Consider the following 20425-nt stretch of genomic DNA (forward strand, 5'->3'; position numbering starts at 1 on the left):
CTGGACCGGGCGGGCAAAGACCGGCATCCTCGCGCGATGGACGACAATAGCGGTCAGCGCGCCCCGATGATCGACCGTGCCCGCAGCGTCGCGGCAGGGTTTGCCGATGTCGGGCTCACCCAGGCCGAAGAGCTGCTTCGGCGGCTGTCGCCCGAAGGTCGCGAGCAGGCGCGGCGCGAGCGCGAGGCGAGGGCGCGTCGGCAGAAGCGGCTGATGGTCCGGCTGGTCCTCGCGGCGATCGTGTCGCTGCTCGGCGGCGCGGCGCTCGCCGCGGTCCTGCCGGCGATGCTGGCGCTTGCCGTCGCCGCGGCGCTGATGCTGCTGCTGGTGATCGTGATCGTCGCGCAGGCCGATCCGCGCGCGCCGGGACGCGAGGCGCTGGTGGAGGCCGGGCTGGCCGGGCTCGCCGAGCAGGCGGGGATCTGGCTCGCCGCGCAACGCCGCGGGATGCCGCTGCCCGCGCTGCGGCTCGCCGATGCCCTGGGCAGCCGGTTCGAGGCGCTGGCGCCGCGCCTCGCCCAGCTCGATCCGCGCAGCCCGGCCGCGGCGTCGATCCGCAAGCTGGTCGCGGTCGAGCTGCCCGCGCTGGTCGACAGCTGGCGGATGGTCGGCATTTCGGCGCGGCGCGAAATGCAGGCGGATGGCCGGACGCCCGACGATCACCTGATCAACGGTCTGCGCCTGATCGATGCCGAGCTCGCGCGGGCCGGCGAATGCCTCGGGCGGAGCAGCCTCGACGAGATCGCGATCCAGGGGCGGTATCTCGAACTCAAATATGACGCGGACGGTCCGGGCTTGTAGGACGGGACATCTCGCCGCGGCCGGTCGTTAGAGGCGGATGATCCGCTTCAAAATCCCCGCCGCGATCGCCGTCGCTGCCTTCGCCGTCTCCGCCACGCCGGGCCTCGCCCAGACCGTGCCGCTTGGCGCCAATCTTGAGCGCTTTGCCTATCCCGCGTCGCTGCGCTGGTATGACGGATCGTCGCAGGGGCAGGCGGTACGGATGGCGTATCTCGACCTCGCACCGACCGCGCGCGCGAACGGCACGACGGTCGTGCTGCTGCACGGCAAGAATTTCTGTGCCGCGACCTGGGACGAGACCGCGCGCGGGCTGGCGGGTGCAGGCTACCGGGTGATCGCGCCCGATCAGGTCGGCTTCTGCAAATCGTCCAAGCCCAAGGGCTATCAATACAGCTTCAACGCGATGGCCGAACTGACCCGCGGGCTGCTCGACCGGGCCGGGGCGGGCAAGGTCATCCTGGTCGGCCATTCGACCGGCGGGATCCTCGCGACGCGGTTCGCGCTGCTCCACCCCGAGCGCGTGTCGCAGCTCGTGCTCGTCAATCCGCTCGGGCTGAACGACACGCTGGCGCAGGGCGTGCCCTATACCGATCTCGGCGCGCTGCGCACCGAGGAGGCGAAGACCGATGCCGCGTCGATCAAGGCGTATCAGCTGCGCAACTATTATCACGGGGAATGGCGCCCGGCCTATGATCGCTGGGTGGCGATGCTGGCGGGGCAATATGCCGGTCCCGACGGCGACGTCGTGCGCGATGCGCAGGCGCGGTTGTCCGACATGATCCAGACCCAGCCGGTCGCGGCCGAGCTGCCGCGGCTGGCGATGCCCGTGCGGCTGATCATCGGCGACCGTGATCTGACCGCGTTCCGCGCGGGCAGTGCGCCGCCCGCGCGTCGTGCACAGGTGCAGACCGTGCCGCAGGCGGCGGTGACCGCGGCACGACGCATCCCCGACGCGCGGCTGATCCGCCTCGAGGGGCTGGGTCATGCGCCGCAGGTCGAGGCGCCGGCGCGGTTCCTGCAGACGCTGGAGGCGGCGATCGCGTCGTGAGGCGCGCGGTTATTACGCCGGCTTGATCCAGCCGTGCATCGCCATCCAGCGCGCGAATTCGTCGAACCAGCCGGTGCTCGTGGTGGTCTTCGGATACATGCCGAAGCCGTGCCCGCCCTGTTCGTACAGGTGAAACTCGACCGGGCGTTTGGCGGTGCGCCAGCTGTCGATCAGCCCGTAGCCGGCATTGCCGAACAGCGGATCGTCCGCCGCCAGCGCGACGAACATCGGCGGCGCGTCGGCGGGCACCGTCATCGCGCCGAGCGGGCCGTAGATGTTGCCGATGAATGCGGGCTTCGCGTCCTGACCTGCCAGTGTCGTCGCCATCGTCAGCATCGCGCCCGCCGAAAAGCCGACCATGCCGATGCGGGCCGGATCGACATGCCATTCGCCCGCCCGCTTGCGGACGAGCGCGAACGCCGCGCGCGCATCGGCGATCTGCGGCGCGAGGCCCGCCATCATCGCCGCGGGATCCCGGCGTGGCGGCATTGCGCCCGGGGGGGCACCCGCGGGGGTGGGACGTGCGAAGGTTTCGAGATCCGCCGGCGTCTGGTTCAGCCGGTATTTGAGCACGAACGCGGCGACGCCCCGCGCGGCGAGCGCGCGCGCCACGTCCCAGCCCTCATTTTCCATCGACAGCGTGCGGAACCCGCCGCCCGGCGCGACGATCACCGCGGTGCCGTTGGCCTTGGCGGGATCGGGCAGGACGGGGGTCAGCGTCGCGACCGTGACGTTGCGCGCGAACACGCTGCCATATTGGCTGTGCCAGGCTTCGGGGGCGGTCGCCCCGGGGAGTTTCCCGGTGCCGAGGTCGATCGCGCCGGGCTGCGCGGGAATGGCGATCGACGCCATGGTGTCGGAGGACTGCGCCAGCGCGGGCGGGGCGACTGCGATCGTCAGGCCGACCAGCCACGCAAGACGACGTCTTGCCCCTCGAACGACTTCGTTGCCGCGACATCCGATGCGCATATCCGCTCTCCCCTTTTCGACTGTTTTCGGGATGATATCGATAGCGCTATCACTGCACAATGGTGGCCGGACGGTTTTTCCTTGCGATCGGCGGTTGTGGGGAAGGTGAAAGGCGGGTGCGATAAATCACCGCTGCAATGCGCACAGACTTTGCTGCGGTGCGGCAATGTCGAAGGACGTGAAGCTTCAGACCTTTGGCGAATATCCTGGCGAGTGATGGCGAGCGTTGCTGGTTCATCTGCCGCATCGGCCGTCGGGTGATTCTCGCTGGTCCAGCTGTACTTGCGTAGAGCGTCGGCCGCGATCGTCGCTTCTGTAGAGACAGTGCGGACCGTGCGGCTCGCGGCGTGGCGAACCGTGTCTCCGTGCGGCGTGGGGCGCTGTGTCGGTTTGGGACAAGCCATTGCCCCTTTTGTAAGAATCTGAGCATGGGTCGGACGACGCGACGACAGCAGTGGGGCCGCAGGATGCCGGATTTCGCAAGAGACTGTTTGAAAGCCAGAAATGACGGCCGTATCGCCGCGAGCGATCCGGTCGCCCATCTCGCGCTTTGCCCCTATGACGAGATTCGCGATCCAGTGCTGCGCGCGATGTGGCAGGATGGGTTTGTTGTCACGCGTCTATATGGGTCAGAATCTTAACTCAGATTACCCGGCCGTGACGGCGACCGTGACGGCGGGAATCCGCGATGGCGATGCCGGAATAGTATCCGCAGCCGTGCGACGGCGCCCGGAGGTGCGCAACCTCTCTGGCCGGTTAAGCAGCGTTTTAAGCAGGTTGCGGCCGGAGGCAGGCCATTTATCGTCACGGGACATCGTGAAGAGGAATGAACGGCAGGCCCATGCCAGACCAAGACCCGACCCCCGACTATGAGCGGCTGACGATCGACGCGCTGGCCGCGGCCGCGGCTGCGGAGACCGACGAACAGCGTCACCTGCTCCTCGATCAGGCCGCGATCTACGCCGCGCTCGGCGAGAAGACCCGCGGCTATGCGCTGACTGGGCGCTAGACGCCGGCGGGGCGGCATCAGCCCCAGTCTTCGAGCTTTCCCATGGCCGTGCGCGGCACCGCCGTGCCGAAGCGATAGGCCTTCGGACGCTCGGGATCGGTGAGCCGGTTCGCCGCCAACTGCTCGATCCGCGCGGACAGCCGGGCGGGGTCCTGACCGGGGTGCGGCACGACGAACGCCTTCAACCGGCCATTGCCGTGCAGCCGCACCGCGACGTCCGCGACACCCTCCACCGTCCGCAGCACGCCGGCGACGCGCCCTGGCCAGACATTGTGCCCGGCGACCTGGACCGCCCCGTCGCGCCGACCGATCGGTCGAATGACGCGCTCGCCGAGACGCGCGACATGGTCGGGCAGGTCGTGGTGCCGGCCGTCGCGCTCGACGAGCCGCCAGTCATCCGGGTCGGCGGCCGTGAGCTGCCAGCGGGGCAGCAGGACGTAGTCGAGCGCGGGCAGCGTGCGGATCGCGATACCGCCGGTTTCGGAGGCGCCGTAGATATCGACCAGCCCGGCAAGCCCCGCCGCGAGCAGCCCGGCGGCGACGGTGTCGTCGAGCGGCCCGGCCGAACTGATGCCGATGACATCCCCCGGCCAGTGGCGCATCATCCGCGACAGCGCGCGCCACTGGTCGGGCACCGCGACGACGAGATCGCCCGCCTCGAGCGACAGCGGTGCGCCGATCGTCCGCACGACGACGGGAACGCCCAGCGCGTCGGGCAGCAGCGCGGTCCAGACCAGCCCGTAGAGATGATCGGCGGGGACCAAGGCGACGACCCGGCGCCGATCGGCGAACCGTGTCGCGAAGACTGCCGCCTCGTCGAGCAGGTCGGGGACGGCGTGGATGCACAGGCGCGGGCTGCCGGTCGAACCGGACGTCCGCACCGCGATCCGGTCGGTGCCCGTAGCGTGCGCACGCAGGATCCAGTCGGTCCAGGCGCCGACCGTCTGCGGCGGACCCTCGCCAAGCGTATCGTCGTCGAGGTCGAACGTCTCGGCCAGCGCGCCCAGCGCGCCGAGCTGCTCCATCGAATCGAGCCCGAGGCCCTCGTCGCCGATCGGCATGGCTTCGGGCCAGTCGCCGCGTGTCGCGGCCGGCGGCGCCGGATCGCGCAGCCGCGCCATCTCGGTCGCGACGACCGCGCAGGCGATGCGGTGCACCGCGGCGCGCGACAGTCCGGCCCGGGTCACGCGGTCGCGGTCTCGCGCGAGCGGACCCGGTTCCGACCGGCATGCTTGGCGGCGTAGAGGCGATCATCCGCGAGCGCGAGCAGCGCATCGATCGAACCGTCGGTTTCGCCGAGCGTGGCGCAGCCCAGGCTGGCGGTCACGTGCAACCCACCGCGCGGCGTGTCGACCGCGATTCCGGCGATCGCCGCGCGCATCGCCTCGGCGAGCGCCGCCGCCTGATCCTCGTCATAGCGCGGCAGCAGGACGCCGAACTCCTCGCCCCCGAGCCGCGCGAATATTCCGCTGGGCGGGAGCAGCGCGGTACACACATCGGTAACGCGGCGGAGCAGCGTGTCGCCGACCGGGTGGCCATGCGTGTCGTTGACGGCCTTGAAATGATCGAGGTCGAGAACGATCAGCGACAGCGATTGCCGTAACTCGCGCCAGTGATGCTGTTCGCGTTTCAGCACCTCGCCGAAATGCCGTCGGTTGGCGGCGCCGGTCAGGTGATCATGGTTCAACAGACGGCGCATGTCTTCCGCCGCCTCGCCACGCCGCGGCACGTCGCGCAGGATGACGGAAAAGCCGGAGGCGCGCGGCTCGCCCCGCTCGGACCGCGCGACGACGAGCCGCTGGCACCAGTAGCGCTCGCCATCCGCGCGCTGCTGCCATCCTTCCTGAAGATGCCAGCCTTCGCGCGCGGCGATCAGCAGTTGCTCGTCCAGGCGAAGATCGCCGCCGCTCGCCTCGCTCCCGCCAATCTCGGCGAGGTGGCGTCCGATGACGTCGGCGGCGTCGTGTCCGGTCTGGCGGGCGAAGCAGGCGTCGGCGGACTGGATCTCGCCGCTGGGCGTGATCGTCAGCGCGGCATAATGGCTGACGCTGTCGAGCAGGGTGGCAAACCAGGTATCCGCCTGACGCAGCCGCGCCTCCTGGGCGACCTGTTCGCTGATATCGGACAGCGTCGCCATCAGCCGATCGGGGCCGAGCTTGACCAGGGTGCACGCCAGCACCTTGGGCGCGGTACCGCGGCGACGCGTGGCGAGATCGACGAAGATCCGGTGGCCGTCGCAGATCCGGCCCGTCGCCGGCGCATAGGCCGCGACGATGCTGCGCAATTCGGGCGCATGATGTTCGAGCGCGGCGAACAGGTTACCGGGATCGCGGGCCCCGGCGAGCGGCAGGAGATGCTGCATCGCGTGCGGGTTCATCATCGCGATCGCGCCGCTGCTGTCGCACTCGATCAGGCCGACGGGGCAGGCGTACAGAAACTCGAGAAGCTCTTCCTCGCTCGACCTATCGCTCATCGAAGCGGCTTAGCGTTCGATGAGGATATAGCGGCGCGCAATGCCGGGTGTCGCGAGCAGACGCAGCCGGACCCTGGTCGGGCGCATCCGCAGCGTCAGGACATAGGGGACGATGTCGTCGATCTCGGGCTCGTCCTCGAACCGCTGCGCGACCATGAAATTGTTCATGCACTGCGCCACCGCATCGAAGAACGGCACGCCCATCACGGTCGCGGGATCCAGGCCCGACATCCGCGCCTCGGTCGCGTTATAGACCTGGACGAGCGTGTCGGCATTAAACCCGACCACCCCGAACGGCAGGGTGTCGCGGTCCTCGACGCGCATCGTGTCGAGCTCGGGCAGCGCGACATTATCAAAACTGTATTGTTCCAGTACCATAGCCACGGTCTCCCTGCGACTGCGCTATGGGGCGGCGGGGTTAAGCATAGCCTAAGATCACCTGTTTCTTACAACGGCACGCACGTGACGCGCGCCTCGACCGCGAACCGGACGAGCTGCGCCAGGCTGGTCGCGCCCGTCTTGCGCATGAGATGCTCGCGGTAGGTTTCCACCGTACGCGGGCTGATATCCAGCCGCGTCGCGATCTGTTTCGCGGTCAGCCCCTCGACGATCTGGCGCAGGACCTGGCGTTCGCGGTGCGAGAGCGAGGCGAGGCGCTGCTCGCGCAGGGTCGACTGCAGGATCCGGTCGCGGACCGCCGCCACCGCGCCGAGCAGCCGCTGTGCCTCGAACGGCTTTTCGAGCAGGTCGGCGGCGCCCGATTTCATCGCCGCTACCGCCATCGGGATATCCGCGTGACCGGTGACGAGGATCACCGGGTCCGACCGGTCGAGCGATGGGAGGGTCTGCAACAGCTCGAGACCGCTGAGGCCGCCCAGCGCGACGTCGCTGAGGATGATCCCGGGCGGAAGCCGCGGGAGGTCGTGGAAGAACGCCTCGACGCTGGGGAAGGATCGGGTCTCGAAATCCTCCAGCGCGAGGAGCATTTCGAGCGAGCGGCACATCTGGGGCTCGTCATCGATGATGTAGATCGGCCGGTCACGCGGCATGGGCGACCATTTCTCCACTGGACCCGATACCAGGACGTTGCGGCAACGAGACGCGGAAGGTCGCGCCGCCGCCGCTGTTCGTCGCGGCAGTGATCGTCCCCTCATGCGCGTCGACGATCGCGCGGCAGATGGCGAGCCCGACACCGAGACCATGGGGCTTGCTTGTGCGGAACGGGGCGAAGATCGCCTGTTCCTGGCCGGGTGCGATGCCGGGGCCGGTGTCCGAGACGGTGATCGTGCACTGCCCGTCCGGCCCCGAGACGGCGCGCAGATCGATCACGCGGACCGCCGTGTCGGACACCGCATCGGCCGCATTGGCGATCAGGTTGAGCAGGACCTGCTGGATCTGGATCGCATCGATCCACAATTCGCCGAGATCGGGCGCGATACTGACCTTCAGCTCCGCTCCGGCCTGACGGACCGCGAGCAGGCCGAGCGTCGCGCCCTCCGCGATGATGTCGCGCGCATCGACCCATTGCGCCTGCAGCGGGCCGCGCTCGACGAACCGGCGCAGCCTTTTGAGCACGGCGGCCGCACGGAAGATCTCCTGGACCGCGCCGTCGAGCGCCGCGCCGACCTCGCCTACGTCGCGGCCGCGCGCCAGCGCCGCCTGCGCGACGGTGGCGAAATTCGCGGCGGTCGCCAGTGGCTGGTTCAGTTCATGCGCGATCGCCGAGCCGAGCTGGCCGAGCGCCGTGGCGCGTGCGAGCTGGTGGAGCTCCGCCTGCAACAGCGCGAGCCGTTCGGCGGCGGCGACCTGTTCGGTCTCGTCACGGAGATGGAGCGTGCGCAGCCCGGTCGCGGCGAACGGCAGCGGCCCGCTCGACAGCGACAGCGCGAGACGCGTGCCATCGGCGCGGCACAGTTCGTGCGCGGTCGCGGTCTCGCCGGACAGGTCGGGCAGGCCGGGAAGCAGGTCCGCGAGCCGCAGGCGTCCGGTATCGGGGTCGGTGATCCCCAGGATGCCGCGCGCGCTCCGGTTGATCGCGAGCACGTCGCCCGCCGCGTCGACGATGAGCATCGCCGCGGGGGTGGTGTTGAAGATCGAGTGGAGACAGAGTTCGCGCTGGTGCGACCGGCCCTGCGCGAGGCCAGCGCGCTGGCGCAGCAGCGTCATGCGACCGCCGAACAGCGCAAGGACGATCGCAAAACCGGTCACGACCAGCGTGTTCAGCGGCGTCACGAGCGGATGGTGCGCGCTGAACACCAGTGCGGTGGGAATCGTCGTCGCGGCGCCCACGCATGCGGTCAGCGCACCCCCCAGGACGGCGCCGATCGCGATCGCCGCCAGCGCGAAGGTGAAGGGCAGGTCGATCCCGAACAGGTGCCGACCGACCGCCGTGGCGACCAGCGCGGCGCTGCCGAAACCCACGCCCTGCAGCAGGTTCCAGCGCCAGTCGGACGCGGTCTCCTGCTGGTCGACGATGGCCCATAGCCGCTGCACGATCGCTCCAAATTCGAATCCGCCGGAAAGAACCAAAATGCTACGCTTTCCGCATAGGGGTTTCCAGATACCGGCCGGGGTCTTCGTGCAGTGCAACCGTCTCAAATTGAAGCAAAGCCGGTGTGGTGGGCATGGTGTGCCAAGCCTGAACAGACTGTCTGGGGTCCGTATCCGTACGGACTTGCCTAAGACCCGGCGTGGTCGCAGCCTCGGCCAATGGTCTAGGCAGCTTTGGTAAGATTATCGCGTAATATTACAAAAACATCCAATGGAGGGGCGTCATGAATGAGCAGTTCATTCGCAATGATGAATTGGATAGATCCAATGCTATTGTCGCAAGCAATGCCGAAATATTCCGCTACGCCATATCGAGCATTCTAAGCCAGCAGCATCTAGCCGATACGGTTCTGACGACATCGAACTGGAGCAGCGTCCAGGCGCATCTCCTGAGGGCGCACTGCACCAAGCTCGCCGTCATCAATACCGATGTTCTGAACGGCCAGGGTCACGGGATGATGCGCCGGCTGCGCCTGTCCTACCCGCACCTTCGGATCATCGTCGTCGGGCAGACGCGCGAGCGGATGAAGATCCTGTCGCTGATCAGCGCGGGCGCGCACGCCTATATCCTCGAATCCATGCCGATGGACGAGATTGCCAAGGCGGTGCGGATGGTCGCCGCGGGCCATATCTACCTGCCCGACATGGTCGGCGACCTGTCGGCGCCCGAACCGGACTCGGTGCGGGCCGAGGGCGCGCTCACCCGGCGGCAGCAACAGGTGCTGCAACTGCTCGTCGGGGGCGCGTCGAATAAGGAGATCGCGCATGCGCTCAACCTCGCCGAGGGGACGATCAAGGTGCATCTGTCGGGGCTATTCAAGGCGCTCGGGGTGCACAACCGAACCGGTGCGGTGGCGTCGGTGCATGCGCAGGCCTATTGACCCGGTCTGCAGCCATGCCGCGCGGCGACCCGCCCGGGCCCTGCATCGTCCATGGTCTTAGACCGAGCGGCCTACTTGATCCTGCAGCAGCGTCTGGCACCTAAATACCGGGAAATCGGGCAGATATTGCACTGCGCGAACGTCATGGGGATAGTCGATGGAGCGCCGGGACTTTCTGAAGATTGGGGCCGGCGCGACGACCGTGGCGCTCGCCGCGACGGCGCAGCAGATGATCACGCCGACCGACACGCCGCTCAGCAGCCCGGCGCCGACGCCGATGTCGCTATCGGGCTCGTCCGATCTTGCGCAGTCGCTCCGGCTGGTCATCGAACCGGTCGAGAAGGAGATGATCGACGGCAAGATCGTCTACATGGTGTTTTATTTCCACGAGAGCGGCCAGCCGCAGCCGGTGCTGCGGTACCGCGAGGGCGAGCCCGTCTCGATGAGCATCACGAACAACGACCTCGTCCCGCACGGCTTCGCGATCACCGGCATCCCGCAGGCGACCGTGCCCGAAATCCCCCCCGGCCAGACGCGGCAGGTGCCGGATTTCGTCGCGCCGGTCGGCGGCTCCTATCTCTATCATGATCCGTATGAGCCGCCGCTCAACCGCATCCTGGGGCTGCACGGCGCCTTCATCGTCGACCCTGCGCTGGGCACGACGGTCGCGGGCTCGGCGACGCCGTTCAGCCGCGCGATGCACACGCCGCAGATCGCCGCGGTGTTCGATGCGTTCGGGCGGCATCCGCGCTTTCCCGGCGAGCGGTGGAAGGCGGGGGATCCGGCGCGCGACAAGCTGTGGCTGTTCTCGCAGACCGATTCGGCGATCAACGCGCGCGTGGCGTCGGGCTACCGGATATCGGGCCAGGCGCTGATCGATGCGTTCCTGCCCGATTATTTCCACATCAACGGCCTGAGCGGGTTCGATACCGCGGTCCACGACACCACAGCCAGCGTCGACAGGGCGGCCGCGCAGGCGATCGAGCCGGTCGGGAAACAGGGTCAGCCGACGCTGTTGCGGGTGATGAATGCAGGGCTGTGCACGCATTCGGCGCACATCCACGGCAATCACCTGTTCGAATGTACCGAGGCGGACGCGAGCGGCGTCCCCTATTGCGAGACCAACGTCTATGAACGCGACGTGTGGATCATGCGGCCGATGGACCGCAAGGACATGATCCTGCCGTTCGAGCGGCCGCCCGACGTACCGGTCTGGCCACCGAGGGAGGAGCCGTTCCCGCTGAAATACGTCATGCACTGCCACACCGAGATGTCGCAGACCGCGGGCGGGGGCAATTATCCGCAGGGACTGGTCACGCACTGGACGATGACCAGCCCGATCTACGCCTTCTGATCCGGTCGAGACGATGGGGAATGACCATGGGCGATGAGAGTATCAGTCCGTCGGGGATCGACTGGACCAAGACCGCGGCACAGGGCGTCACCAATTTCCAGACGTTCGGCTGCAACGTCTTCAAAGCGAGCCTGCCGACGCCCGACCGGCTGACGCCCGACATCAGCTTCGTCCGGCAGGTGACGACCAGCGGCAATCTGGTCGCGCCCGACGGGGTACGGCTGCGCTACTGGGCGTTCGAGGATCCGGCGAGCGGCGTCAAATCGCCCTATCCCTCGCCGCTGATGCGCGTGCGGGAGGGACAGATCGTGCATGTCACTTTGCTCACCGCCAAGCATGCGCACACGATCCACCATCACGGCATCGAGCCGACGACGATGCATGACGGCGTCGGGCATGTGTCGTTCGAGGTGGCGAACCAGTTCACCTATCAGTGGAAACCGTCCAACCCCGGCACCTTCTTCTATCACTGCCACCGCAACACCCCGCTGCATTTCGAGATGGGGATGTTCGGCGGGCTGATCGTCGATCCGCCGGAAGGGCCCGGCTATCTCTATTCGTCGCCGATGGCGAATGCGCCGTACCAGCGCTACCAGGTCGAGCGGCTCTGGGTGTGCGACGACATGGATGCGCGCTGGCACAATGTGCTGAGCAACAACCATGATGCGGGCATGTGCGGCGAGAATGTCGGGTTGAACCGGTTCGAGCCCAGATATTTCCTGATCAACGGCGTGTTCCCGACCAAGACGATGACCGATCAGAAGGTCGCGGCGAAGGCGCGGGTCGGCGACACGATCCTGATCCGGCTGCTCAGCGCGAGCTACTCGATCCTTCGGGTGACGTTCCAGGTGCCGGTGACCTGCGTGTCGTGCGACGGGCACCGGCTGGGCAAGGAAAACTGGAATGCGCCGATCGTCTTTCCCGCGGGCACGCCGATCGAGCTGACCAGCGCCGCTCGGCTCGATTTCCTGATCACCGCGACTCAGCGCGGCGCGATCAACGCAACGATCGAATATCTCCACTGGATCACCCGCCGCGTCCAGGACAATGGCCGCGGCGTGGCCAAGACGCAGATTGTCGTATCATGACCACATTCCCGACCCGATCCGCCCCCCCGTCCGCCTCCCTGTCCGCACGTCCCGGCCATGCGACGCATGCGGCAATGCCCACGCAGCTGGGCGGGGCGTTCGACTTTTCCGATGTCGCAGGCCGCCCGATCGGGCCTTCGGACTTTCGCGATCGCTGGACGCTGCTGTTCTTCGGGTACAGCCGCTGCCGCGCGAGCTGCCCGATGGCCATTCCGCGGATGGTGCAGACGGCGGAACGGCTGCGCCAGTCGGGGATCGCGGCGCGTGCGCTGTTCGTCGACATCGACGTGCCGCCGCTCGGCGTGGTGCGATTCCGCCGGCCGGGCGCGGCGGCGGCGATGGCGTTGCAGGCGCCGCCGCATCACGGCCATGGCGAGCTCGACCGCATTGCGGCGATGCGCGCGCTGGCCAAGAAGTTCGACGGGCGGCTGGTGGTCGCGACGGGCACGCGCGCACAGCTGTCCGCCGCGACCCAGGCATTCAACGTCGCGCGCGAGCACATCCCGCCAAGGCCCGGCGAGATGGGGCACAGCATCAACCACTCCTCGCTCATCTATGTCCTCGCGCCCGACACGCGTGTCGCGGGCTATGCGATGCACGACCAGCCGTCGGTCGCGCTCGAGGACATGATCCGTCATCTGGCACGCCGCCGGGGCTGACCCGGCGGCTTTTGTGTCCAGTATCGTCTCGACCGGCTGACTCGCTCGCCGGATCGGGACCCCGCCGCCGGAACGAGCCCCCCCTCACTGGCGGCGGGGTAGCGCCGCGCATGGCCCCGCTCGACCTCGCACAGACCGGGATTCGAAGCGTGTTCGGGTCCATCGCCAGGCGAAGCGGCCGCGAACCCGGCCGTTCGGCCTAGGACGGGGCCTAGGCTGCCAGGGGCCGGCGTAGGTCCTTCATGGGCCTTATCCAGCCGAACGAAGAATGGAAGGTTGGCGTCACGACGTGTGCCGGTCTTCGATCACGACCCGATCACGATCGCTCGAGACGTTTCGCGTTTCGTCATTCAGAGGGGAAATTGCATCATGTCTGGTGACTTTACCGTCGATCTGGGAGACCTGAACTTCATCCTGGCGCAGATCAGGATCAGCGAGCGCAATGCCGCTGGCGAGTCACTCGCGGATATCCTGGGCCCCCAGGCGCAATTAATCCCCTATGGTCTGCGGACCGTCGACGGCAGTTACAACAACTTGCTGCCGGGCAATGCGGTGCTGGGCGCGGCGGACCAGCTGCTGCCGCGGCTGACGACGCCCGTTTTCCGCAATCTGAACGACGGCGCGACGTTCGGCACCGGGCCCGGCGGACCGGTCCTGACCAACACCAATTACGGCACGCCGGGCAGCGTGGTCGATGCCGATCCGCGGCTGATCAGCAACCTGATCGCCGACATGACCAACACCAATCCCGCGGCGATCGCCGCCTGGTACGTCAACGCGCATGCGCAGGCGGCCTATGCCGATGCGCATGGCGGCGACGCGCCACCCGATGGCTATATCCCAACCAACGAGGAACTGGCGTCGATCCCGAACCTGTCGCCGGACATCGGCCTGTCGCCGTCGTTCAACGCGTGGATGACGTTCTTCGGCCAGTTCTTCGATCATGGGCTCGACCTGATCACCAAGGGCGGCAACGGCACGGTGCTGATCCCGCTGCAGCCCGACGATCCGCTCTATGTGCCCGGCGGCCCCAATTTCATGCCGCTGACCCGGTCGACGCAATATGACGCCAACGGCAACCCGGTCGTCGGTGGGACCGAAACGGTCAACACGACGACGCCGTTCATCGACCAGAACCAGACCTATACCTCGCATGCGTCGCATCAGGTGTTCCTGCGCGAGTATAAATTCTCGGTCGATTCGGACGGCGACGGGGTCAAGGATTCGCATGCGGTCTCGACCGGGCGGCTGCTCGACGGCGCGATCGGCGGGATGGCGAACTGGGCCGAGACCAAGGCGCAGGCGCTGACGATGCTCGGCATCCGGCTCGACGATTACGACGTGCACAATGTGCCGCTGCTGCTGACCGACGCGTATGGCCGGTTCATCCCCGGCGCGAACGGCTATGCCCAGATCATGCTGAAGGACGGCACGCTGCTCGAGGGGACGGCCGAGGGCGTCGCGGTGCCGGCGAACGCGTACTTCACCGGCCACGCGTTCCTCAACGACATCGCGCATCATGCCGAACCGGTGCTGGTCGACCTCGATCACAATCCGGCGACGCCCGCGGTGCGGCAGACCGCCGATACGGACATGCTCGACTTCAATGGCGACGGCGTGTCCGACGAGGCCGACCTGGTCGCGGGCGAGGGGCGGATCGTCGATGTGGATGGCGACCACGCGATCACGCTCGACGACCTGCGCGACGTCAATCTGGACGGCGTGATCAACGCGCGCGACCTGATCGCCGACGACAACAACCCGCTGACCTATGACGACGAGATGCTCGACGCGCATTTCGTCACGGGCGACGGCCGCGGCAACGAGAATATCGGGCTGACCGCGGTCCACACGGTCTTCCATTCCGAGCACAACCGCGTGGTCGAGGCGGACAAGCTGACGATCATCGCATCGGGTGACCTTGCCATCGTCAACGAATGGCTGCGGCCCGCCGCCGACGGTACGCGCACCGCGATCACGCAGGCGGAGCTCGATGCGATCGAGGCGCTGACCGGGACGGCGAAGACGCAGGCGATCGCCGCGCTCGACTGGGATGGCGAGAGGCTGTTCCAGGCGGGGCGGTTCAGCACCGAGATGCAGTATCAGCATCTGGTGTTCGAGGAATTCGCGCGCCGGATCCAGCCCAATATCGATCCGTTCATCTTCAGCAATACCGCCGACATCGACCCTGCGATCACCGCGGAGTTCGCGCACGCCGTGTACCGGTTCGGCCATTCGATGCTGACCGACACGATCGAGATCACCGATCCGACGCTGTCGACGCAATCGCTGAGCCTGGTCGAGGCGTTCCTGAACCCGCAGGCCTTTGGCGAAGCGGGTCTGGATCCCGTCACCGGCGAGGAGGATGCGGCGATCGCCGCGGGCGCCATCATTCGCGGGATGACGCGCGTCGAGGGCAGCGAGATCGACGAGTTCGTGCCGGATTCCCTGCGCAATTTCCTCGTCGGGCTGCCGCTCGACCTCGCCGCGCTCAACATCGCGCGCGGCCGCGATGCCGGCGTCGCGGCGTTCAACGTGGTGCGTGCGGAGCTCTATGCCTCGACCAACGAGTCGCAGCTCAAGCCCTATACGAGCTGGTTCGACTTCGCGCAGAACATCAAGAACCCGCTGTCGATCGTCAATTTCATCGCCGCTTATGGCACGCATCCGCTGATCACCGGCGAGACGACGCTGGAGGGCAAGCGCGCCGCCGCGACCCTGCTGGTGATGGGCGGCGCGGATATCGTCGTCCATGCGAATGCCGCGATGGGCGTCGAGGAGCATGTGCTCCAGGCCCCGGCCGATCGGCTCAACTTCCTGCAGAGCAAGGGCAACTGGGCGCCCAACATCGTCGACGGGGTCAATAGCCACGAAACCGGGCTGAACCTGGTCGATCTGTGGATCGGCGGTCTGGCCGAGGAGAAGATGGAATTCGGCGGGATGCTGGGTTCGACGTTCAACTATGTGTTCGAGCACCAGCTCGAAAGCCTGCAGAACGGCGACCGCTTCTATTATCTCAGCCGCACCCAGGGCATGAACATGCTCAACGAGCTGGAGAAGAGCAGCTTCGCCGATCTCGTCATGCGCAATTCCGACCTGGGCGACGTGCATTCGACGCATATCGACGGCCAGATCTTCAACACCGCGGACTATATCCTCGAACTCGATCCGCTGACGCCGCAGGTCACCAATATCGGCGAGGACGGCACGTATCTGGCGGGCGGCACGTTCGATCCGGTCTGGGAGGACAGTTTCCAGCAGGCGTTCGATCCCAAGGTGGATCGGATCGCCCCGGGCGAGGACGTCGACGGCGACGGCCATGACGATGGCGGGATGCTCAAATATAGCGGCGGCGAGCATGTCGTGCTCGGCGGGACCGAGGGCAATGACCGGCTCTATGGCGACAAGGGCATCGATACGCTGTGGGGCGATGGCGGCGATGATTACCTGAACGCGGGCACGGAATCCGATCAGGTCTATGCCGGTGACGGCGACGACATCATCGAGGATCCGTTCGGCGACGATTTCCTGCGCGGTGGCGAGGGCAATGACGTCGTCAGCGGCGGCTCCGGGCTCGACATCATGTTCGGTGGCGGCGGCCAGGACTTCATGGTCGGCGGCACCGACGCGAAGGAGATGTTCGCCGGCCGCGGCAACGACTTCCTGCTCGGCGGCAGCGGCAGCGACGGCCTGATGGGCAATGAAGGCGACGACTGGATCGAGGGCGGCGACGGCTTCGACAGCGTGACGGGCGAGAATTCGAACCTGTTCTTCAACAGCCCGATCATCGGCAACGACATCCTGAACGGCGGCGGCAACGACACCGATTATGACGGGGAGAGCGGCGACGACATCATGATCCAGGGGGCGGGGATCCAGCGCAACAACGGCATGGCCGGGTTCGACTGGGTCATCCACCAGGGTGATACGACCGCCGCCAATTCCGATCTCGGGCTGAGTGCCGCGGTCAACCAGCAGGCGTTCACGCTGCGCGACCGCAACGACCTGGTCGAGGCGCTGTCGGGCTGGAAATATGCCGACACGCTGACCGGCCGGCAGATCCCGCTCGGGCTCGTCAGCACGGGCGCCAATTTCCCGGACCTGCTCGGCGACGACAATCCCCGGATCCTCGGCAACAACCTGTACGAGGACGGCGTGCGGCTGATCACCGGGCTGCGCGAGCTGCTGAGCTTCAAGACCTGGGATGCGAACGATGTCGATGCGCTGGTGATGGACGGCAGCACGACCGACGACCTGCTGATCGGCGGCGGCGGTGCGGACGTCATCAAGGGGCGCGCGGGCAACGACATCATCGACGGCGACGCCTTTATGCACGTCTTCATCAGCGTGCGCGAAAACAAGGACGGCTCGGGCCCCGAGCTGTTCCGCGCGGATTCGCTGACGGAGATCCAGGCGCGACTGCTGAACGGGACGATCAACCCCGGCCAGCTCGTGGCATCGCGCGAGATCGTCTACCGCGAGACCGTCAACGGCTATGCCACGGGTGCAGCGACGATCGGGTCGGGGATGGATACCGCGGTCTATATCGGCAACCGCTCCAACTTCACGATCACGCTGCGGCCCGACGGGCGGGTCAGCGTCGTCGACAATATCGGCGACGAGGGCAGCGACATGCTGCGCAATGTCGAGCGGATCCAGTTCGCCGACAGCATCGCCGAGATCAACCGGCAGCATGTCGGCAGCTTCGGGATCGATAACGTCGAGCCGGAAATCGATCAGGTGCTGACGGTCACGACGGGCAGCTTCATCGATTATGACGGCACGACGAGCTTTGCGCGGCAGTGGCAGCGTGAAGTCGAGGGGACGTGGGTCGATATCGCGGGGGCGACCGGCGATACCTATCAGGTCACCGTCGAGGATATCGGCCAGCCGCTGCGCGTCGCGACCAACTATACCGACAATCGCGGGTTCAGCACGCAGGGGACGAACCAGCCGGAATCGGTGGTCTATTCCGACGCGACGATGGCGGTCGCGATCCCCGATTACGCGATCCTCGGCGACGAGGAGGCCAATGCGCTCACCGGCACGGAGGACGCCGACCTCGTCTTTGCGCGCGGCGGCGATGACACGCTGGTAGGGCTCGACGGGGACGACCGTCTGTTCGGCGAAGACGGGAACGACAGCCTCGATGGCGGCAGCGGGGCCGACCGGATGGCGGGGGGGCTGGGCGACGACACCTATGTCGTCGATGACGGCGGCGACACGGTCGTCGAGGGCAGCCTGGGCGGCACCGACACGGTGACCAGCAGCATCAGCTACACGCTGGGCGCGAACGTCGAGAACCTGGTGCTCGGCGGCTCTGCGGGGATCAGCGGTACCGGCAATGGCGGCGACAACGTGCTGACCGGCAACGGTGCCGCCAACACGCTGACGGGGCTCGCCGGTGCCGATTTCCTCGATGGGGGAGCGGGCGCCGACACCATGGCGGGCGGGCTGGGGGACGACACCTATGTCGTCGACAGCACGGGCGATGTCGTCAGCGAAAGCGGGGGCGACGGGACCGACACCGTCATCAGCAGCATCGCCTACACGCTCGCGACGGGGCTGGAAAACGTCACGTTGACTGGAAACGCGGCGCTGAACGCCACCGGAAACGCGGTCGCGAACGTCGTCACCGGCAATGACGGGGACAATAGTCTGGCGGGGCTTGCGGGGGACGACCGGCTGACCGGCGGCGGCGGCAACGACCGGCTGGACGGCGGCACCGGTGCGGACACGATGGCGGGCGGGCTTGGCAACGACACCTATACGGTCGACAATGTCGGTGACGCCGTCGACGAGACCGGCGGGGACGGGGTCGATCTGGTCAACAGCAGCGTGAGCTTCGCCCTGGCGGCCGGGGTGGATAATCTCACGCTGACAGGCACTGCGGCGATCAACGCGACGGGCAATGCCGATGCGAACGTCTTGACAGGCAATGCCGGGGTGAACCGGCTGACCGGTCTCGACGGCGCGGACACGCTCCGCGGACTGGCCGGCAACGACCAGCTGTTCGGCGGCGGCGGGGCGGACGATCTCGACGGCGGCATCGGTGCCGACCTCCTGTCCGGCGGCACGGGCGACGACATCTATACCGTCGACAGTGTCGGCGACGTCGTCGACGAAATCGACGGCGACGGCGTCGACCTGGTCAAGAGCAGCGTGACCTTCACGCTCGCCGCCGGTGTCGAGAATCTGACGCTGACGGGGAGCGGTTCGCCCAGCGCGACGGGCAACGCCGCCGCCAACATCCTGACGGGCAATGGTGCGGCGAACACGCTGACGGGTCTCGACGGCGACGACACGCTGATCGGGCTGTCGGGCAACGACCGGCTGAACGGCGGTGCGGGCGCGGACATCCTGAACGGCGGCACCGGCTCGGACATCATGACCGGCGGCGACGGCGACGATCTCTATAGCGTCGACACGACCGGCGACATCGTCGACGAGACCGCCAGCGACGGTATCGACACCGTCACCAGCAGCATCACCTACACGCTCGGCACCGGCGTCGAACGCCTCACCCTGACCGGGACGGGGGGAATCGCGGGGCGGGGCAATGCCGCTGACAACGTCATCACCGGCAATGACGGCGCCAACGCGCTGTCGGGTTTTGCCGGCAACGACCAGCTGTTCGGCGGCGCGGGCACGGATACGCTCGACGGCGGCACGGGCCAGGACGTGATGTCCGGCGGGCGTGGCAACGACAGCTATGTCGTCGACGATATCGGCGACGTGGTCGACGAGACCGGCGGCGACGGCCTCGATACGGTCACCAGCAGCGTGTCCTTCACGCTGGGGGCGGGGGTCGAGCGTCTGACGCTGAGCGGGGTGGCGGCGATCGATGCGACGGGCAGCGCGGATGCCAACATCCTGACGGGCAATGCCGGCGTCAACATCCTGTCGGGGATGGAGGGGGCCGATACGCTGCGCGGGATGGCCGGCAACGATCAGCTGTTCGGCGGTGGCGGCGCCGACACGCTCGACGGCGGCACCGGCGCGGACGTGATGGCGGGTGGCCTGGGCGACGATATCTACATCGTCGACACTCTGGGCGACAGCGTCGACGAGACCGACGGGGACGGCGTCGATCTCGTCACCAGCAGCATCACCTTCACGCTGGCCGACGGGCTCGAGAACCTGACGCTGACGGGCACTTCCGGGGTGCACGGCAACGGCAATGCCGGCGCGAACGCACTGACGGGCAATAGCGCGGGCAATATCCTGTCCGGGTTCGACGGCGACGACCTGTTGCAGGGGCTGGGGGGCAACGACCAGCTGCTGGGCGGCGCGGGGCAGGACCGGCTCGTCGGCGGCACCGGCAGCGACCGGCTGACCGGGGGCACGGGCGACGACGTGTTCGTGTTCGTGACCGGGCAGGGCAATGACACGGTGGTCGATTTCGACTTCGATGCGGCCGGGGGACAGGACCTGCTCGATGTTTCGGGTTGCGGCATCACCGCCGCCAATTTCGGGGCACAGGTGCTGATTTCGCAGGTCGGCGTCAACACGGTGATCACGATCGGCACGCAGACGATCACGCTCACCGGGGTGAACGCGACGACGATCGACCACAGCGATTTCGGGTTCTGA

At 67.3% G+C, this 20425-nt stretch carries 14 protein-coding genes; 8 read left to right on the plus strand and 6 right to left on the minus strand.

The window, feature by feature from the left end:
* Window positions 1-66: 66 nt before the first annotated feature.
* Both SOM18_RS14860 and SOM18_RS14865 read left to right on the plus strand, forming a co-directional pair.
* Window positions 67-801: a hypothetical protein gene (locus SOM18_RS14860; protein WP_320481898.1), complete on the plus strand. Its 735-nt coding sequence runs from the start codon at window positions 67-69 to the stop codon at window positions 799-801.
* 37 nt (window positions 802-838) lie between these two features.
* Window positions 839-1849: an alpha/beta fold hydrolase gene (locus SOM18_RS14865; RefSeq protein ID WP_031441018.1), complete on the plus strand. Its 1011-nt coding sequence runs from the start codon at window positions 839-841 to the stop codon at window positions 1847-1849.
* A 12-nt stretch (window positions 1850-1861) separates the two neighbouring features.
* Here SOM18_RS14865 and SOM18_RS14870 read toward each other — a convergent pair whose 3' ends face one another.
* On the minus strand, window positions 1862-2818 hold the full coding sequence (locus tag SOM18_RS14870; RefSeq protein ID WP_031441019.1) for an alpha/beta hydrolase: 957 nt from the start codon (window positions 2816-2818) through the stop codon (window positions 1862-1864).
* Between the two features lie 841 nt (window positions 2819-3659).
* Here SOM18_RS14870 and SOM18_RS14875 point away from each other — a divergent pair.
* A complete protein-coding gene (locus SOM18_RS14875) occupies window positions 3660-3827 on the plus strand; it encodes a hypothetical protein (protein ID WP_156360373.1) in 168 nt (55 codons plus the stop codon).
* Between the two features lie 17 nt (window positions 3828-3844).
* Here the strand turns inward: SOM18_RS14875 and SOM18_RS14880 are convergent, their stop codons facing one another.
* The 5 genes from SOM18_RS14880 to SOM18_RS14900 form a co-directional block, all read right to left on the minus strand.
* A complete protein-coding gene (locus tag SOM18_RS14880; protein WP_052380938.1) occupies window positions 3845-5014 on the minus strand; it encodes an AMP-binding enzyme in 1170 nt (389 codons plus the stop codon).
* Window positions 5011-6300 carry a sensor domain-containing diguanylate cyclase gene (locus tag SOM18_RS14885; protein WP_320481899.1) on the minus strand — a complete coding sequence of 430 codons (1290 nt, stop codon included), beginning with the start codon at window positions 6298-6300 and terminating at the stop codon, window positions 5011-5013. The genes SOM18_RS14880 and SOM18_RS14885 overlap by 4 nt, the downstream gene beginning before the upstream one ends.
* A 9-nt stretch (window positions 6301-6309) precedes the next feature.
* Entirely contained in the window at window positions 6310-6678 is a 369-nt protein-coding gene (locus SOM18_RS14890) for a phosphonate transporter (protein ID WP_031441021.1), read from the minus strand.
* 68 nt (window positions 6679-6746) lie between these two features.
* Window positions 6747-7349: a response regulator transcription factor gene (locus SOM18_RS14895; RefSeq protein ID WP_031441022.1), complete on the minus strand. Its 603-nt coding sequence runs from the start codon at window positions 7347-7349 to the stop codon at window positions 6747-6749.
* Entirely contained in the window at window positions 7339-8793 is a 1455-nt protein-coding gene (locus tag SOM18_RS14900) for a sensor histidine kinase (RefSeq protein WP_320481900.1), read from the minus strand. Before SOM18_RS14900 ends, SOM18_RS14895 begins: the two co-directional genes overlap by 11 nt.
* 281 nt (window positions 8794-9074) lie before the next feature.
* Here SOM18_RS14900 and SOM18_RS14905 point away from each other — a divergent pair, with 281 nt between their 5' ends.
* The 5 genes from SOM18_RS14905 to SOM18_RS14925 all read left to right on the plus strand — a co-directional run bounded on the left by SOM18_RS14905 (window position 9075) and on the right by SOM18_RS14925 (window position 20425).
* Window positions 9075-9731, plus strand: coding sequence for a LuxR C-terminal-related transcriptional regulator (locus SOM18_RS14905; protein ID WP_056407141.1), 657 nt, complete (start codon window positions 9075-9077; stop codon window positions 9729-9731).
* 157 nt (window positions 9732-9888) lie between these two features.
* Window positions 9889-11085: a hypothetical protein gene (locus tag SOM18_RS14910; protein ID WP_320481902.1), complete on the plus strand. Its 1197-nt coding sequence runs from the start codon at window positions 9889-9891 to the stop codon at window positions 11083-11085.
* 26 nt (window positions 11086-11111) lie between these two features.
* Window positions 11112-12173 carry a multicopper oxidase domain-containing protein gene (locus SOM18_RS14915; protein WP_320481903.1) on the plus strand — a complete coding sequence of 354 codons (1062 nt, stop codon included), beginning with the start codon at window positions 11112-11114 and terminating at the stop codon, window positions 12171-12173.
* Window positions 12170-12832, plus strand: coding sequence for an SCO family protein (locus tag SOM18_RS14920; protein ID WP_320481904.1), 663 nt, complete (start codon window positions 12170-12172; stop codon window positions 12830-12832). Before SOM18_RS14915 ends, SOM18_RS14920 begins: the two co-directional genes overlap by 4 nt.
* 369 nt (window positions 12833-13201) lie before the next feature.
* Window positions 13202-20425, plus strand: a complete 7224-nt coding sequence (locus SOM18_RS14925) for a peroxidase family protein (RefSeq protein WP_320481905.1) — start codon at window positions 13202-13204, stop codon at window positions 20423-20425.

The sequence above is a fragment of the Sphingomonas sp. CFBP9019 genome (assembly GCF_034045155.1).
In the GTDB taxonomy this organism is placed as follows: Bacteria; Pseudomonadota; Alphaproteobacteria; order Sphingomonadales; family Sphingomonadaceae; genus Sphingomonas; species Sphingomonas aerolata.

What these genes read in the sequence shown, in the direction of transcription:
- SOM18_RS14860 (WP_320481898.1), top strand. Translation starts at nt 67, where the DNA reads ATGATCGACCGTGCCCGCAGCGTCGCGGCAGGGTTTGCCGATGTCGGG.
- SOM18_RS14865 (WP_031441018.1), top strand. Translation starts at nt 839, where the DNA reads ATGATCCGCTTCAAAATCCCCGCCGCGATCGCCGTCGCTGCCTTCGCC.
- SOM18_RS14870 (WP_031441019.1), bottom strand. Translation starts at nt 2,818, where the DNA reads ATGCGCATCGGATGTCGCGGCAACGAAGTCGTTCGAGGGGCAAGACGT.
- SOM18_RS14875 (WP_156360373.1), top strand. Translation starts at nt 3,660, where the DNA reads ATGCCAGACCAAGACCCGACCCCCGACTATGAGCGGCTGACGATCGAC.
- SOM18_RS14885 (WP_320481899.1), bottom strand. Translation starts at nt 6,300, where the DNA reads ATGAGCGATAGGTCGAGCGAGGAAGAGCTTCTCGAGTTTCTGTACGCC.
- SOM18_RS14890 (WP_031441021.1), bottom strand. Translation starts at nt 6,678, where the DNA reads ATGGTACTGGAACAATACAGTTTTGATAATGTCGCGCTGCCCGAGCTC.
- SOM18_RS14895 (WP_031441022.1), bottom strand. Translation starts at nt 7,349, where the DNA reads ATGCCGCGTGACCGGCCGATCTACATCATCGATGACGAGCCCCAGATG.
- SOM18_RS14905 (WP_056407141.1), top strand. Translation starts at nt 9,075, where the DNA reads ATGAATGAGCAGTTCATTCGCAATGATGAATTGGATAGATCCAATGCT.
- SOM18_RS14910 (WP_320481902.1), top strand. Translation starts at nt 9,889, where the DNA reads ATGGAGCGCCGGGACTTTCTGAAGATTGGGGCCGGCGCGACGACCGTG.
- SOM18_RS14915 (WP_320481903.1), top strand. Translation starts at nt 11,112, where the DNA reads ATGGGCGATGAGAGTATCAGTCCGTCGGGGATCGACTGGACCAAGACC.
- SOM18_RS14920 (WP_320481904.1), top strand. Translation starts at nt 12,170, where the DNA reads ATGACCACATTCCCGACCCGATCCGCCCCCCCGTCCGCCTCCCTGTCC.
- SOM18_RS14925 (WP_320481905.1), top strand. Translation starts at nt 13,202, where the DNA reads ATGTCTGGTGACTTTACCGTCGATCTGGGAGACCTGAACTTCATCCTG.